At 47.9% G+C, this 14,883-nt stretch carries 11 protein-coding genes; 9 read left to right on the top strand and 2 right to left on the bottom strand.

All coding sequences use genetic code 11. From position 1 onward, the window contains the following. Positions 1–7 precede the first annotated feature (7 nt). From H8B19_RS06630 to H8B19_RS06640, 3 genes are read left to right on the top strand one after another with little or no spacing between them, the layout of a single operon-like run. A complete protein-coding gene (locus H8B19_RS06630; protein ID WP_186506018.1) occupies positions 8–1,060 on the top strand; it encodes an HlyD family secretion protein in 1,053 nt (350 codons plus the stop codon). Beyond that, the gene (gene rbbA, locus H8B19_RS06635) at positions 1,057–3,789 is read left to right on the top strand and encodes a ribosome-associated ATPase/putative transporter RbbA (protein WP_186506019.1); all 2,733 of its coding nucleotides are present in this window, start codon (positions 1,057–1,059) and stop codon (positions 3,787–3,789) included. The genes H8B19_RS06630 and rbbA overlap by 4 nt, the downstream gene beginning before the upstream one ends. Position 3,790: 1 nt before the next feature. Further along, positions 3,791–4,915, top strand: a complete 1,125-nt coding sequence (locus H8B19_RS06640; RefSeq protein ID WP_338401503.1) for an ABC transporter permease — start codon at positions 3,791–3,793, stop codon at positions 4,913–4,915. 84 nt (positions 4,916–4,999) lie between these two features. Here the strand turns inward: H8B19_RS06640 and H8B19_RS06645 are convergent, their stop codons facing one another. Together H8B19_RS06645 and H8B19_RS06650 are read right to left on the bottom strand one after the other, a co-directional pair. Next, a complete protein-coding gene (locus tag H8B19_RS06645; protein WP_186506020.1) occupies positions 5,000–6,115 on the bottom strand; it encodes a nuclear transport factor 2 family protein in 1,116 nt (371 codons plus the stop codon). 87 nt (positions 6,116–6,202) lie between these two features. Next, entirely contained in the window at positions 6,203–7,267 is a 1,065-nt protein-coding gene (locus H8B19_RS06650) for an AraC family transcriptional regulator (protein ID WP_186506021.1), read from the bottom strand. A gap of 229 nt (positions 7,268–7,496) precedes the next feature. Between H8B19_RS06650 and H8B19_RS06655 the strand changes: the two genes are divergently transcribed. From H8B19_RS06655 to H8B19_RS06680, 6 genes are all read left to right on the top strand, one after another. Then, positions 7,497–7,823, top strand: a complete 327-nt coding sequence (locus H8B19_RS06655; protein WP_186506022.1) for an ArsR/SmtB family transcription factor — start codon at positions 7,497–7,499, stop codon at positions 7,821–7,823. 4 nt (positions 7,824–7,827) lie between these two features. Next, positions 7,828–8,052 carry a YgaP family membrane protein gene (locus H8B19_RS06660; RefSeq protein WP_186506023.1) on the top strand — a complete coding sequence of 75 codons (225 nt, stop codon included), beginning with the start codon at positions 7,828–7,830 and terminating at the stop codon, positions 8,050–8,052. 9 nt (positions 8,053–8,061) lie between these two features. Beyond that, positions 8,062–9,129: an efflux RND transporter periplasmic adaptor subunit gene (locus H8B19_RS06665; RefSeq protein ID WP_186506024.1), complete on the top strand. Its 1,068-nt coding sequence runs from the start codon at positions 8,062–8,064 to the stop codon at positions 9,127–9,129. A 9-nt stretch (positions 9,130–9,138) separates the two neighbouring features. Beyond that, a complete protein-coding gene (locus H8B19_RS06670; protein WP_186506025.1) occupies positions 9,139–12,375 on the top strand; it encodes an efflux RND transporter permease subunit in 3,237 nt (1,078 codons plus the stop codon). Between the two features lie 139 nt (positions 12,376–12,514). After that, positions 12,515–13,900, top strand: a complete 1,386-nt coding sequence (trhP, locus tag H8B19_RS06675) for a prephenate-dependent tRNA uridine(34) hydroxylase TrhP (protein WP_186506026.1) — start codon at positions 12,515–12,517, stop codon at positions 13,898–13,900. Positions 13,901–13,914: 14 nt separating this feature from the next. After that, positions 13,915–14,157, top strand: a complete 243-nt coding sequence (locus H8B19_RS06680; protein ID WP_186506027.1) for a YfhL family 4Fe-4S dicluster ferredoxin — start codon at positions 13,915–13,917, stop codon at positions 14,155–14,157. Positions 14,158–14,883: the final 726 nt, after the last annotated feature.

The raw sequence follows: 14,883 nt of genomic DNA on the forward strand, positions 1-14,883 counted from the left end.
TTGTCCGATGAAACAATGGTTGTTGGGGTTAGCTATCGTCGCATTGGTTGCGATAGTGGGATACAAGGTTTTTCTGGAACAACCTGAGCAAACGGACGTGGCCAGTGGCAACGGCCGGATTGAGGCTACTGAAATCGGCATTGCGGCTAAAACCGCGGGGCGGGTTAAACAAATTCTGGTGAATGAGGGCGATTTTGTTAACGCCGGTCAGCAAGTGGCGTTTCTGGACTCAGCCACGTTAGATAGCCAGCTTAAACAGGCCAACGCCCAGTTACGTCAGGCACAAAGTTCGGTGGCCACCGCACAAACATTGGTGACCCAGCGCGAGAGTGAAAAGGCGGCACTAGCCGCTGCGTTAGCCCAGGCAAAAGCTGAGTTAAAAGCGGCAAAAAGTCGCGCTAATCGCACTGAATCTCTGGTTGAAAGTGGGTCTGTCTCACAGCAAATCGCAGAAGATAATGAAACAGCCGTGGCCAGTGCTGAAGCTGCGGTGGTAGCATCGCAAGCCAGATTAACGGCTGCCGATGCCACCATTGCATCGTCTAAAGCGCAAGTTACGTCGGCTGAATCAGCAGTGGATGCGGCAGAGGCGCTAGTCGCGCAAATCGATTCTGAACTGCAGGATTTAACTCTGATCGCCCCACGTGATGGTCGTATCCAATACCGCGTTGTTCAGCCGGGTGAAGTGGTTGCAGCCGGTGGCCGGGTATTAAGTCTGGTGGATTTAACCGATGTGTATATGACCTTTTTTCTGCCCGCCGCCGATGCGGGTAAGTTAACCATAGGTTCGGAAGTGCGTATTATGCTGGATGCATTGCCGGGTGTGTCGGTTCCGGCAGAAATTTCCTATGTGGCCGATGTGGCGCAATTTACTCCCAAAACAGTGGAAACCGCCAGCGAACGCGAAAAACTGATGTTCCGGGTCAAAGCCAAAATATCTCCGGCCTTGCTAAAAAAACATATCGAGAAAGTCAAAACCGGCTTGCCGGGACGTGCCTGGGTCAAGTTAGCTGACAATGCTATCTGGCCAGATGATGTTCCTGCCCCGGTTGCCCCATGAATAGTGTCATTTGTGCCAGTGATTTGGTTGTGACCTACGGTCAGACACAGGCGCTGGATAATATTTCGCTGGATATACCCAGCGGCCAAATGGTTGGCTTGATTGGGCCTGATGGCGTGGGCAAATCCACCTTGTTGTCGTTAATTGCCGGTGCACGTGCGGTTTCCCACGGACAGTTAATGGTGTTGCAAGGTGATATGCGTGATAAAAAACACCGTGAAAAAATCTGTTCTGATATCGCCTATATGCCTCAGGGGCTGGGTAAAAATTTGTATCCTACCTTGTCGGTGGAAGAAAACCTGCAGTTCTTTGCGCAACTGTTTGGACATAATAAAGCTGAGCGACGCAGACGTATTGACGAGCTGACCCAGGCAACCGGTTTGTATCGTTTTTTGTCACGCCCGGCAGGTAAGTTATCCGGTGGTATGAAACAAAAGCTCGGTTTGTGCTGCGCACTTATTCACGACCCCAAGCTGTTGATTTTGGATGAACCCACCACCGGGGTTGATCCGCTGGCGCGCAGTCAGTTTTGGCAGCTTATTGGCCGTATTCGTCAGCAACAGCCTCAAATGAGTGTGCTGGTGGCCACCGCGTATATGGATGAAGCACAGCAATTTGATTATTTAATTGCCATGAACGCCGGACAGATTTTGGCTACAACTACGCCTGACGAAATGTTGGTTCAAACTGGCACTGAGTCACTGGAAGCTGCGTTTATTCATTTGTTGCCGCAGAATTTGCGTGCTAATTACAAACCCGTGGTGGTGCCGCCATTTAATCCGCAAAATGAGCAGGATATTGCTATTGCGGCTGATGGTTTAACCATGAAGTTTGGCGATTTTACCGCGGTGGATAATGTCAGTTTTAGCATTCGTCGTGGCGAGATATTTGGTTTTCTGGGCTCAAACGGTTGTGGTAAATCCACCACCATGAAAATGCTGACCGGGCTGTTACCGGCAACAGCGGGCCGGGCGTGGTTATTTGGTAATGAGCTCGACCCCGATGATGTGGATACCCGTAAGCGGGTGGGGTATATGTCGCAGGCATTTTCGCTGTACAGCGAGCTAACGGTGATACAAAATCTGGTGCTGCATGCACGTTTATTTGGCGTGGCTGAACATGCCATCGCCGGGCGTGTGGATGAGATGGCGCAGCGTTTTGCTCTCACTGATGTTTTACATGCCTTACCTGCCGACTTGCCACTGGGTATCCGCCAGCGTTTATCACTGGCGGTCGCCATGGTGCATAAACCCGAGCTACTGATACTGGATGAACCTACATCCGGTGTCGATCCGGTAGCAAGGGATAACTTTTGGCAATTGATGGTGGATTTGGCCAGAAATGATCACGTCACTATTTTTATTTCCACCCACTTTATGAACGAAGCGTCGCGCTGTGACCGTATTTCATTAATGCATGAAGGTAAGGTGTTGATCAGTGCTGAACCAGAGGAAATTAAACAACAAAAACAAACCGATTCCCTGGAAGAGGCTTTTATCGGGTTTTTGCAGGATGCCACTTGTCATCAGGACGAAACGGTCAGTGAGCAAAATCCTGTTCTGACAAATAGTGAAACGCAGCGAAGCCCAGGAGTATCGCGTTTTTTCAGTGGGCGGCGCATGCTTAGCTTTGCTAAGCGTGAATCACTGGAGTTATTGCGTGACCCAATTCGCCTGACCATGGCATTTCTCGGTAGTATGCTACTGATGGTGTTTATTGGCTACGGCATCACCATGGATGTGGAGGATTTGTCCTTTGCGGTATTTGATCGTGACCAATCCATTCTCAGCCAAAACTACAGCCTGAATATGTCTGGCTCACGCTACTTTATTGAGCATCCCCAAGTGCACAGTTACGACGAACTCGACCAGCGTATGCGCAGTGGTGAGCTGTCGTTAGTGATTGAAATCCCGCCCGGTTTTGGCCGCGACTTATCCAAAGGTTTGCAGGTTGATGTAGCAGCCTGGATTGACGGTTCGATGCCTTCCCGCGCCGAAACTATCAAGGGCTATGTGCAGGGTATTCATGGTTCATGGTTAGCTCAGCAGGTACGTCAGATGAATAGCGGGGTGTCGTTAGCTGGCGCGGTGAATATCGATACCCGTTATCGTTATAACCCGGATGTGGTCAGCCTGATAGCCATGGTTCCTGCCATGATGCCTATGTTGATGCTGATGATTCCGGCGCTGTTAACCGCCTTGTCGGTTGTGCGTGAAAAAGAGCTTGGCTCCATTGTTAACCTGTATGTGACGCCGGTAAAACGGCTGGAATTTTTACTGGGTAAACAGCTGCCCTATATTTTTACCTCGTTTATCAGCTTTTTTATTCTGGTGGCCATGGCCATATTGTTGTTTAAAGTGCCGGTGGTTGGCAGCTTTTTCACTTTATCACTCACTGCGCTGGTATTTATTTTGTTCGCTACCGGCTTTGGTTTGCTGGCCTCAGTGTTTACCAAAAGTCAGATAGCTGCGATTTTGCTATCGACTATAGGCACCATGATACCGGCGGTGCAGTTTGCAGGCATGATCACACCTGTTTCGGCACTGGAGGGCGCAGGTAAACTGATTGGTGAAATTCACCCGGTCAGTTATTTCCTGTTGGTTAGTCGTGGAGTATTCAGCAAAGGTCTGGGGTTTGAGGATCTCAGCTTTGCAATAGTGCCCATTCTGATTTCAGTGCCGGTGGTTATGTATTGTGCGGTACTCTTTTTACCTAAACAGGAACGTTAAGGTGCGTAAACTTAAAAATATTTATTACCTTGGTATTAAGGAAATCTGGAGCCTGTGGCGCGATCCAACTATGTTGGTGCTGATCCTGTTTGTATTCACCCTTAACATTTATACCTCGGCCAAGGCGTTGCCCGAGACATTGCACAAAGCACCGATTGCGTTTGTGGATGAAGACCACTCACAGCTTTCGGGGCGCATTATTGATGGTTTTTACCCGCCTTATTTTATGCCGCCCAGGTTAATTGAATTACAGGATATGGATAAGGTGCTGGATGCCGGTGAATATACTTTTGTGGTGAATATTCCACCGGACTTTGAAAAAGACGCAATGGCAGGCAGGAAACCCACAGTGCAGGTAAGTGTGGATGCCACGCGTGTGAGTCAGGCATTTACCGGCAATGGTTATATCAGCCAAATTATTAGTTCGCAGGTTAGTGAATATCTGGCGGGATACCGCAGCAATGAGCCTCTGCCGGTTGAGTTGGTGTTACGCGCGCGCTTTAATCCGGGATTAGAGCAATTCTGGTTTGGTTCGGTGATGGAACTGATTGATGCAGTGACCATGATTTCTATCATTTTGGCCGGGGCGGCATTAATCCGCGAAAAGGAACATGGCACGGTAGAACACCTGTTGGTGATGCCGGTGACAGCGGGCGAAATCATGATTTCAAAAATCTGGTCAACCGGTTTGATTGTTACGTTAGCGACCAGCTTGTCCCTGGTGGGGGTGATTGAAACATGGTTGCAGGTACCGATTGAGGGTTCCAAATTGTTGTTTGTATTGTGTGTGGCATTGCAGTTATTTGCTACCACTGCTATGGGTATTTTTATGGCCACCATTGCGCGTTCAATGCCGCAATTTGGCTTGCTGATGATTTTGGTATTGCTGCCATTGCAGATGTTATCAGGCGGTATGACTCCCAGAGAAAGTATGCCGGAATTAATTCAGATCATTATGCTGGCGGCACCCAATACTCATTTTGTGATGGCATCCCAGGCTATTTTGTACCGCGGTGCTGGCATTGATGTAGTGTGGCCACAGCTGGTGGCACTGTTGCTGATTGCCTCGGCCTTTTTTGTCATTGCGCTGACCCGTTTTCGTAGAACCATCAGCTTACTGGCCTGAGTTCGCCGACCTGGTGGCCGGCGTATTTTGACACCTGCTGAATCTGCCGTTGATTGCAGGCTCAGTGAGTGAACCGGAAAAAGGCTATTTTTCCAGAAGTTGAATAATCTGCTCAGCCACGGCCTGTGATGACAGATAGTTTTGCCCGGTAACGATGCGACCATCCACTTCCACATGCGGAGTATTTCTGGGGGAATACAAAAAGGTACCGCCATGTAGCTCAACGCTTTGTTTGATTAAAAACGGAAACTGGGCAAAATAAGCTTTGGACTGATTTTCATAGTCTTCGGGGTAGCCACTAATGCGTTTGCCCGACACCAGATATTGCCCATCTTGCGTGCGCAAATTCACTATGCCTGCCGTGCCATGACACACCGATGAAATAATGCCGCCGTGCCGTTCATAAATCGCCATACTGATTGCCTGAATCTGCTGATTGTCGGCGACGCCATACATGGCATTAGTGCCGCCTAAATAGTGTACCGCCACATAATCTGCCGGATTGATTTGTTGTGGTGTTTTGCTGTTGCCAATCGCAAACATAAAGTCGCTATCGTATAAATACTGTTTATGCAGTGGCATTGAGGTGTTGATATAAGCCAGTGGCAAAGCACCGCCATCGGGGCTAACAAAATCCACCGTGTAACCGGCTTGTTTGAAGGTATGGTAAGCGATCACTATTTCAGAAAAACTCACGCCAGCGGGTAATTGCGTTTCACCGTGAAAGTAAGCGCTGGAAGCAATAAATAAAATACGTTTACCGTTACGGTTGCTGGTATCGCTGCTGGCGGATTTACTAATGATCTGCCAGCGTTTATCCAGTTTCTTTAACAAAAATAAATCGGTATAACGCAACGATTTTGCCGGAACCAGTATTTCCACTTTGGCTGTGGCGATATTACCTGCAATATCGATATCGAGTATTTCGCCAATACGTCCGTTAAATTTGCCTTTGTTCTCTTCCTTAAACCAACCGATATAGTCACTGGCTTTGACCACCCAGTTTGCCTGATCGGTTTTTTGCAGGTGCAATAGGGCATCAGACTGAAAGGCATTTTTTATCCGTGACTGGTCATTAAAAGAGGTGCCCTGAATGTAATCGTTAAGTGTGTCGCTAATGGCTTGCTGGTCAGATTGCGCCATACAAATATGGCTAAACAGACTGATAAAAAAAGCCAAAATTAAAGTGAAGGTTTTCATTGTGTTTTCCTCATCATAAAAAGAGAAAAACAGGCTACAACCTTTTATTTTAAAGCTTTTATCACACTATATTTTCGTATTACGAAATTATAATTCCGAAGTTTTTACAGACTCTGAACTCTTGTTATTAAGCGTATTTTTACGAAATTGCGCCGGTGTGGTGCCCGTGAATTTTTTGAACGCAGTATAGAATGTCGATTGCGAGTTATATCCACAGGCTTCGTAAATGTGCTCCATTCCCAGAGCGGGTTTGACTAACAATTGCTGTTTAGCTGCATCAATGCGCAAGGCATTGATATAGTCATTAAAACTCACCTGTTTATTATCATTTAACAACTGCGACACTTTGGGCACAGATAAACCCAGTAAGCTTGCAAGTTTGGGCAAGGTGAAATTGGCATCACAATAAAGCGTCTGCTGTTGCATCAGATTGTCCATTTTTTCCAGCATATTTTGCGCGTCGGACATCTCGATTTTCTTATGCTGGTATTTTGCTGTTTTAGGCTGCTTAAAATTAAACAATGTGATGATTAGCGTCAGATAAAACACAAAAGAAAAACTCAGTGCACCGGCAATATAGGAGGTAAATGACGAAGTGAAATAGCTTAGCCAAATCAGACTGGTTCCGGCCCATACCGTCACCAATAGGATTTGTTGGTGATTCAACCTGGTTTGTGTTGTCACCCGTGCACGTAATAAAGGCCATAAGCTCACCGTGCTCATAACGATATAAAACAGCCAAAAGTAATTGATGAATTTGTAGGCAATATCACCCCATTGCTGCGGATAACTTTGGTAAGGAAAAGCGATACCTAAACCAACAACAGCAACGACAGGTGTTATCAGGTGCAGCAGGTAAGTGGTACGACTAACATGTCCCTGAGCCTGCACACATCGGCAATACAGATACAGAAAAGGCCCGATCAGAAAACAGGCTGACAACCCTGCTTGCAGATAAGCTTTTGACAGATCCGGATAAAAATAGAAAAACACCGATTTGCCAATACGCAGGCTCACCATCAAGAGCAGCAAGGACAACAGGCGATTAGATACAGTCGCTTGCGGTTTAAAAAACAGGTAAGCAGACAAAAGTAAGCCGTTAAAAACGCCCAGTGCACTGAAAAAGAAAAGTAGCTGACTACTGATATCCATCGAGTATTTATTGAGTCCTAAAGCAGAATAACGGTTTAGTTTATCTAAACCAGATTTTTACGCATTAAACATTCAAATCAATTTGTAATTAAATTTCTATAATTATCAAAGATCTAAGCATTTGGGTAAGTCTTCAGCAAAATAATATTTGTATTTTAGTAAAATCTAATTAATATTTATCTTAATTAAGTATTTGCTAATATATTTATTAGTAGTGTGCAGGTGAATTATGGCAAGTGGCGTTCAAACTGATTTTTCCACTTTTGATAAGCAATCGTACGATGCTGTGCGCTTGCTAAAGAACCTGGCTAATCAGCATCGCTTGTCAGTGCTTTGCACTCTGGCAAGTTTCGACGGAGAAATGTCGGTGACTGAATTACTGGACGCCGTGCCTTTATCTGCGTCGGCACTGTCACAACATCTGGCGCGCATGCGAGAAGATGGCTTAGTGCTGTCGCGCCGTGATGCGCAGAATATTTTTTATCGTATTCAGCCTGGACCTGCGCTTGCGGTAATTGATGTGCTGCGCCAGCATTATTGCAATATTAAGGAGTAATCTTATGTCTGCTAACGTTGATAAATTGGTGTTTCGTTTTGCTGGTACTTTTGTGCTGGCGAGTTTAATTTTGGCACAACTGCATTCAGCGAACTGGCTGTGGTTTACCGCCTTTGTTGGTGTGAATTTATTGCAGGCCTCTTTTACCGGTTTCTGTCCGCTGGCAACTATCCTGAGTAAACTCGGGGTAAAACCGGGTATGGCATTTTGTGCAACTGACAAAAAATAAGGAACTGGAATGAAATCTCTGGCACTGGTTTTAAGTAGTTTGCTGTTAATTACTGGCTGTGGTGAACAAACTCCAGCCCGGCAAAGTACGCCGATGGACTTAACGGGACTGTCTGGTGTTGCGGTCACCAGCCAAAACACAGAACAGCAAATTGAACTGGATGGCACAGTAGAAGCGGTTAACCGCGCTGTGGTATCGGCACAAACCAGTGGCAGGGTAACCGCTTTGCCTTTTGATGTGGGTGATCAGGTCAACGCCGGGGATGTGATTGCACAAATCACCAGTGAAGAACAACAAGCTGCGGTTAATTCTGCAATGGCACAAGTTAACGAAGCCAGGGCACGTTTTGCCGAAGCCGATGCACAGTTAACCCGTATTGCCGATGTGTTTAAAAAGGGTGTGGTATCTAAAGCGGAATTTGATCAGGTAAAAGCGGCGCAGCAAAGTGCAGAGGCCAGAGTCACTTCAGCTGAAGCGGCGTTAAGCGATGCAAAACAGCGTTTGCAATATACCCAGGTTATTGCTCCTTACAGTGGTATTTTAGTGCGTCGCCTGGTGGATGTGGGCGCAACGGTTGCCCCTGGCACCCCTTTGCTGGAAGGTGTGTCTTTAGCTGACGTGCGTATTCGGGTTAATGTGCCACAAAACAGTATTCAGGCGGTGCGTAAATACCGTAAAGCACAGATTATGCTGGCCGATGGCAGCATGCTTGAATCTACCGATTTGCGTATTTCACCCAGTGCTGATGCCAGTTCACACAGCTTTTTAACGCTGGTGGAGATCCCGCAAAATGCCAGCAATGTGTCGTTATTACCTGGTTCATTAACCAAAGTGGCGTTTGTGACCGGCACGGAACAACAGCTTGTGATCCCCAAAAATGCCGTGGCACAGCGCGGTGAAGTCAGCGCAGTATATGTCATCAATCAGCAGCAACTGGTGTTTCGTTATATTCGTTTGGGTAAAACCATGGGTGATAAGGTGGTGGTGCAAAGTGGCCTTGCTGAAAACGATCAAATCGCCAGCGATGTGATTCAGGCAGCAGCCATCTACAAGCAATCGTCTGTGGCAGCGCAGTAGGGAGCCATTATGTCTGTTGAAAAGCCATTGGGAATTTCGGGTCGCATCGCCAAAACCTTTCTCACCACTGAAATCACGCCATTGCTGGCACTGGTGGGATTATTGCTCGGTTTGTTTGCCATCTTTGTTACCCCGCGTGAAGAAGAGCCACAAATTAATGTGACGTTCGCTAACGTATTTATCGCTTATCCCGGCGCCACCGCGCAGGAAGTGGAATCGCTGGTTACCACGCCGTCTGAGCAAATTGTCTCGGAGCTGGTGGGGGTTAAGCATGTCTATTCCATTACGTATCCCGGGCTCAGTGTACTCACCGTGCGTTTTAAAGTGGGTGAAGCGCGTAACGATGCCATCGTGCGTTTGTACAATGCGTTTTATTCCAATCAGGACAGATTGCCATACAACCTTGGGGTGATGCAGCCATTGATTAAACCCAAAGGTATTGATGATGTGCCTGTCGTCAGTGCGACCTTGTGGAGCGAAAATCCGGGTCTGACGGCTGCCGATTTACTCAATGTGGCGCACAGCGTCGAAGCCGGATTACAACGGGTGGCAGGTACCCGCGAGATTAAATCGATTGGTGGTTTATCATCGGTGGTCAAAGTCAATTTTGATCCAGCACGTTTAAGTTCTTATCAGCTGAGCTTAGATGATGTGCGCCATGCACTGGCCAGTGCCAACGCCTCGGCCAATGCCGGTGAACTGGTCAAAAACAACCAAAGCGTGCAGTTGCAGGTCGGCACGTTTTTAACCTCAGTGGATGATGTGTCGTCGCTGGTTATTGGCGTTTATCAGGGCGCCCCCGTGTATTTGCGTGATGTAGCCGGGGTACAACTCACCACCAACACACCTGCGCAATATGTGGCTTTTGGTCATGCTGATAAGGGCGCAAATCCGGCGCAGCAATATCCGGCAGTCACCCTGACCGTGGCTAAAAAGCCCGGTGAAAATGCAGTGGATGTGGCTGCCGGTGTGATTGAGCGCATCGAGCAATTAAAAGGCGTGGTGATCCCGGATGATATCAATATCAGCATTACCCGGAATTACGGTCAGACCGCCGAAGAAAAAGCACAGACCCTGATTAAAAAACTGATTTTCGCCACACTGTCGGTGATTGTACTGGTGCTGTTTGCCTTAGGTCGCCGCGAGGCCTTTGTGGTGGGGCTGGCAGTGGTTGTTACCCTGGCAATTACCTTGTTTGCTTCGTGGGCGTGGGGTTTTACCCTTAACCGCGTGTCGTTGTTTGCGCTGATATTTTCCATTGGTATTTTGGTGGATGATGCGATTGTGGTGGTGGAAAACATTCACCGCCATATGACCATGGGCGGACGAACGCTTAAACAAGCTATTCCACTAGCGGTAGATGAAGTGGGCGGGCCGACTATTCTGGCGACCTTTACTGTTATTGCCGCCTTATTACCTATGGCGTTTGTGTCTGGTTTAATGGGGCCTTATATGCGCCCTATCCCGATTAATGCATCGACTGGCATGTTAATTTCACTGGCGGTGGCCTTTATTTTTACTCCCTGGTTATTCCTGCGTTTATTTAAAAACGCTAAGCTGCATGCAGAAGAACATCAGGCCGCAGAGTCTCAGGCAAAAGGGCCGCGTTATCAGGCTTTATTCACTAAAATCCTCAGCCCGTTTTTAAATGCCCGCGCCGGGCGTGGCAAACGTGTGGGGTTATTGCTGAGTATTTTGTTACTGATTGGGGTGTCGGTGGCACTGGTGGTGAGCAAAGATGTGATCATGAAAATGCTGCCATTTGATAACAAAAGCGAGTTTGAACTGGTGGTGGATATGCCGGAAGGCACCTCGCTGGAACAAACCTATGCGGCCATGCAGCAACTGGCGGCTGATTTAAGTGTATTGCCCGAGCTGAAAAATTATCAGTTATACGCAGGCACGGCCGCGCCGATTAACTTTAACGGTTTGGTGCGTCAGTATTATTTACGCAGCGGCGCCAATATGGGCGAAATTCAGGTGAATCTGGTGCACAAATCTGAGCGCTCGCGTAAAAGCCACGACATCGCTCTTGAAGCACGTCAGTTAATTGCAGCAACGGCTAAAAAATACCATGCCAATGTTAAAGTGGTGGAAATGCCGCCCGGCCCGCCGGTAATGGCGCCACTGGTGGCTGAAATTTACGGGCTGGATTACGCCAGACAACAAGCCATCGCGGCGAAAATAAAAACGGTATTTGCCCAAACCACGGATGTGGTGGATGTGGATGACAGCGTCGAAGCGGCGCAAGCTAAATGGACACTGGTGGTGGACCGAGCCAAAGCCGCAAAACTGGGTGTGGATCAGGCCAGTATTGTGGCCGATGTGCAGGCGGCAATTGCCGGCGAAGACAGCTCTTATCTGCATAGCCAAACGCGCAAAAATCCGCTGCCGGTGCGTTTAACTTTGCCCGCCAGTAGTAAAAGTGATTTGCAGGCACTGCAAAACCTTAAAATCCGTGCTGCCAGTGGCGAGTTGATTGCGTTATCGGAAGTGACCAGTCTGGTCAAAGCAGAGCGTGAGCAGGCGATTTATCACAAAGATTTATTGCCGGTGGTGTACGTTACCGGTGATGCAGCTGGTGAAGCCGACAGCCCGTTATATGGTTTGTTTGAGATTGCCGCAGCACTGGATAAAGCTGAGCTTGAAGCTGGCAACAACGGCATTGAACAATTTTATACCGCGCAGCCTGCTAACCCTTACCAGTGGAGTCTGAAATGGGATGGTGAGTGGCAGATTACCTATGAAACCTTCCGCGATATGGGCATTGCCTATTCGGTGGGGCTAATTATGATTTATTTGCTGGTGGTGGCGCAGTTCCGTTCTTATTCGGTACCGCTGATTATTATGGCGCCAATCCCGCTGACCATTATCGGTATTTTGCCCGGCCATGCCTTGCTGGGGCAGCAGTTCACTGCGCCCTCGATGATCGGCATGATCGCGCTGGCGGGCATTATTGTGCGCAACTCCATTTTGTTGGTGGATTTTATTCAGCAGCAGGTGGCGGCCGGTAAAGATTTACAACAAGCCACTATCGAAGCGGCCGCAGTGCGCTCCACGCCGATTGCCTTAACCGCCATCGCCGCCATGATGGGCGGGTTCTTTATTCTGGATGATCCGATTTTTGGTGGATTAGCAGTATCGCTGATATTCGGATTACTGGTTTCAACTATTTTAACGCTGGTAGTGATCCCTGTGGTGTATTACGCGTATAACTATCAACAGCAAGTGAATAAACCGAATTAGCGTGATAAGGACAACCGTCCTGCAACCTTGTGCCCGGCCTGTGCCGGGCTTTTTTTATCAAAACTTAATCCAGATCAAATAACCCCTTTCAGCATTTTGTTACCCTGCCGCGCTTTTTTGCTGTGCTAATGAGGTTGTGATGAAATCGCCAGAATTATTGTCCCCGGCTGGGTCGCTTAAAAATATGCGTTATGCCTTCGCGTACGGTGCGGATGCGGTTTATGCCGGTCAGCCGCGCTATTCGTTGCGGGTACGTAATAACGAGTTTGATCACGACAATCTGGCACTGGCGATTAACGAGGCACACCAGCTGGGCAAACAGTTTTATGTGGTCAATAACATCGCGCCACATAATGGCAAACTCAAAACCTTTTTAAATGATTTAGCGCCTGTGGTCGCAATGCAGCCCGATGCCTTTATTATGTCCGACCCCGGCTTAATTATGCTGGCCAAAGATGCCTATCCAGATTTGAATATTCACCTGTCGGTGCAGGCCAATGCGGTGAACTGGGCGTCGGTAAAATTCTGGCAACGGCAGGGCATTTCACGGGTGATTTTATCGCGCGAATTATCCATTGAAGAGATTGAAGAAATCCGCCAGCAATGCCCGGATATGGAGCTGGAAGTGTTTGTACACGGTGCGTTGTGCATGGCCTATTCTGGCCGTTGTTTGTTATCCGGTTATATCAATAAACGTGACCCTAATCAGGGCACCTGTACCAATGCCTGTCGCTGGCAGTATCAAATTAACAGCGCCGAACAGGATGAAATGGGTAATCTGCAACCGGGTGATGTGCTGGCAACGGGCAATTATGCCGGTGGTTGTGGTGAGCAAAGCGCATCGCCATTATTTGTGATGCAGGAATCCGGTCGCCCCGGTGAACTAATGCCCGCCTTTGAAGATGAACACGGCACTTATATTTTTAACTCGCGCGATTTACGTGCGGTGCAGCATGTGGAGCGCCTGCTCAAAATCGGCGTGGATTCACTTAAAATCGAAGGGCGTACCAAATCGTTTTATTACTGTGCACGTACCGCGCAAATTTACCGTCAGGCCATGGACGATGCACTGGCAGGCAAAACCTTTAATCCGTCACTTATGCATGAGCTGGAGCATCTGGCCAACCGTGGTTATACCGATGGTTTTTTAAAGCGCCACAAACAGCACGGTGATTTACAAAACTACGATTACGCCAGCTCTGTCAGCGATACCCAACAACTGGTGGGCGAAGTGATCGAAAAGCAAAACAACCGCTATCTGGTTGAGGTCAAAAACAAGTTTGTGGTTGGCGATACGCTGGAACTGATTAGCCCGGCAGGTAACCACAGCTGGACCATTACACAAATGTGGGACAAACAGGGCAATGTGATTACCGATGCCAAAGGCTCGGGTCATCATGTATGGCTTGAACTGCCTGTAGAAGTAAAACCTGAATTTTGCATTGTGGTGCGCCATTTACCCCACAGCCAGACCACACGCAGCCAGTTTGTCAGCCAGATTCCACTGGCTACCCAGGTTGATTAATACGCAGGTTAATCATGGCATTACAAATTTTAAATAGTTGTATTAACTGCGATATGTGCGAACCGGAATGCCCTAATCAGGCGATTTTTATGGGCAAAAAGGTCTATGAAATAAACCCGGATAAATGCACCGAATGTATTGGTCACTACGACGAGCCACAATGCGTGGCTTGTTGCCCGATTGACTGCGTCAAACCCGATCCTGCCCAACCTGAAACGGAAGAAACAATACTGCAAAAGTTGGAGCAGCTGGGGTGATTTCAGTACCTAATTGCTAATAGTGAACAATGTCTGAACTGCATAACTGATTGGTTTGCTTAGAAAATACGGAAATATTGCTGCGCACCAACCTTTTGTCATTAAAGTAAAGTTTGGGCGTCGCGTTGGCGACAGCAACCAGAGAGGTTGTGCTGCCGCAACCTCTCTGGACTCACCCGGCACCCACACTGTGCCAGTTCAATTTCAAATTCAGGCAAACTGCCAGCGTCGCAAATCCACATCCCTTCAGTTGCGACTGACTCGGCATCCCTGCCTCGTCTGGCAGTTCGCTAATCTGAATTTTAAATTGGTCACAGTGATGGGGAAATAAGTCAGCCGTTGGCTGACTAGGAAAACCAACACTGTCAAACTTCAAGGCGATAGCAGACAAGCTTTAGCTTGGCTAATCGCGACTCCAATTTGCCTTGTGCAGGTGAAACTTGTTCGAACGGGAAAACAGGACGTTTTCCCGAGGTGCGTGCTTTGCACGGATAGCTGCCTCGCACCGGTTCGATAAAACAAGTGATACCGGAACAAGATCAGCAAATTGGCGGAGTACAGGATTCTTTCGCCTCTTTCTTATCCATAAGAAAGGGGCTCGCCCCGCAAGGAAGCGGGGAGAAAAAGCTAGGGATAGCAATTAATATTTTAATTTGTTACTTATAGTTCAAAGGATTAGGTCTGAGACAGGTTGCGGTAGAAAAATGACCCAATTGCTCACTATTA

The sequence above is a fragment of the Neptunicella marina genome, assembly GCF_014270035.1.
Taxonomy (GTDB): Bacteria; Pseudomonadota; Gammaproteobacteria; order Enterobacterales; family Alteromonadaceae; genus Neptunicella; species Neptunicella marina.

Coding starts and splice junctions, on each gene's coding strand:
- H8B19_RS06630 (WP_186506018.1), top strand. CDS start 8: ATGAAACAATGGTTGTTGGGGTTAGCTATCGTCGCATTGGTTGCGATA.
- rbbA (WP_186506019.1), top strand. CDS start 1,057: ATGAATAGTGTCATTTGTGCCAGTGATTTGGTTGTGACCTACGGTCAG.
- H8B19_RS06645 (WP_186506020.1), bottom strand. CDS start 6,115: ATGAAAACCTTCACTTTAATTTTGGCTTTTTTTATCAGTCTGTTTAGC.
- H8B19_RS06650 (WP_186506021.1), bottom strand. CDS start 7,267: ATGGATATCAGTAGTCAGCTACTTTTCTTTTTCAGTGCACTGGGCGTT.
- H8B19_RS06655 (WP_186506022.1), top strand. CDS start 7,497: ATGGCAAGTGGCGTTCAAACTGATTTTTCCACTTTTGATAAGCAATCG.
- H8B19_RS06660 (WP_186506023.1), top strand. CDS start 7,828: ATGTCTGCTAACGTTGATAAATTGGTGTTTCGTTTTGCTGGTACTTTT.
- H8B19_RS06665 (WP_186506024.1), top strand. CDS start 8,062: ATGAAATCTCTGGCACTGGTTTTAAGTAGTTTGCTGTTAATTACTGGC.
- H8B19_RS06670 (WP_186506025.1), top strand. CDS start 9,139: ATGTCTGTTGAAAAGCCATTGGGAATTTCGGGTCGCATCGCCAAAACC.
- trhP (WP_186506026.1), top strand. CDS start 12,515: ATGAAATCGCCAGAATTATTGTCCCCGGCTGGGTCGCTTAAAAATATG.
- H8B19_RS06680 (WP_186506027.1), top strand. CDS start 13,915: ATGGCATTACAAATTTTAAATAGTTGTATTAACTGCGATATGTGCGAA.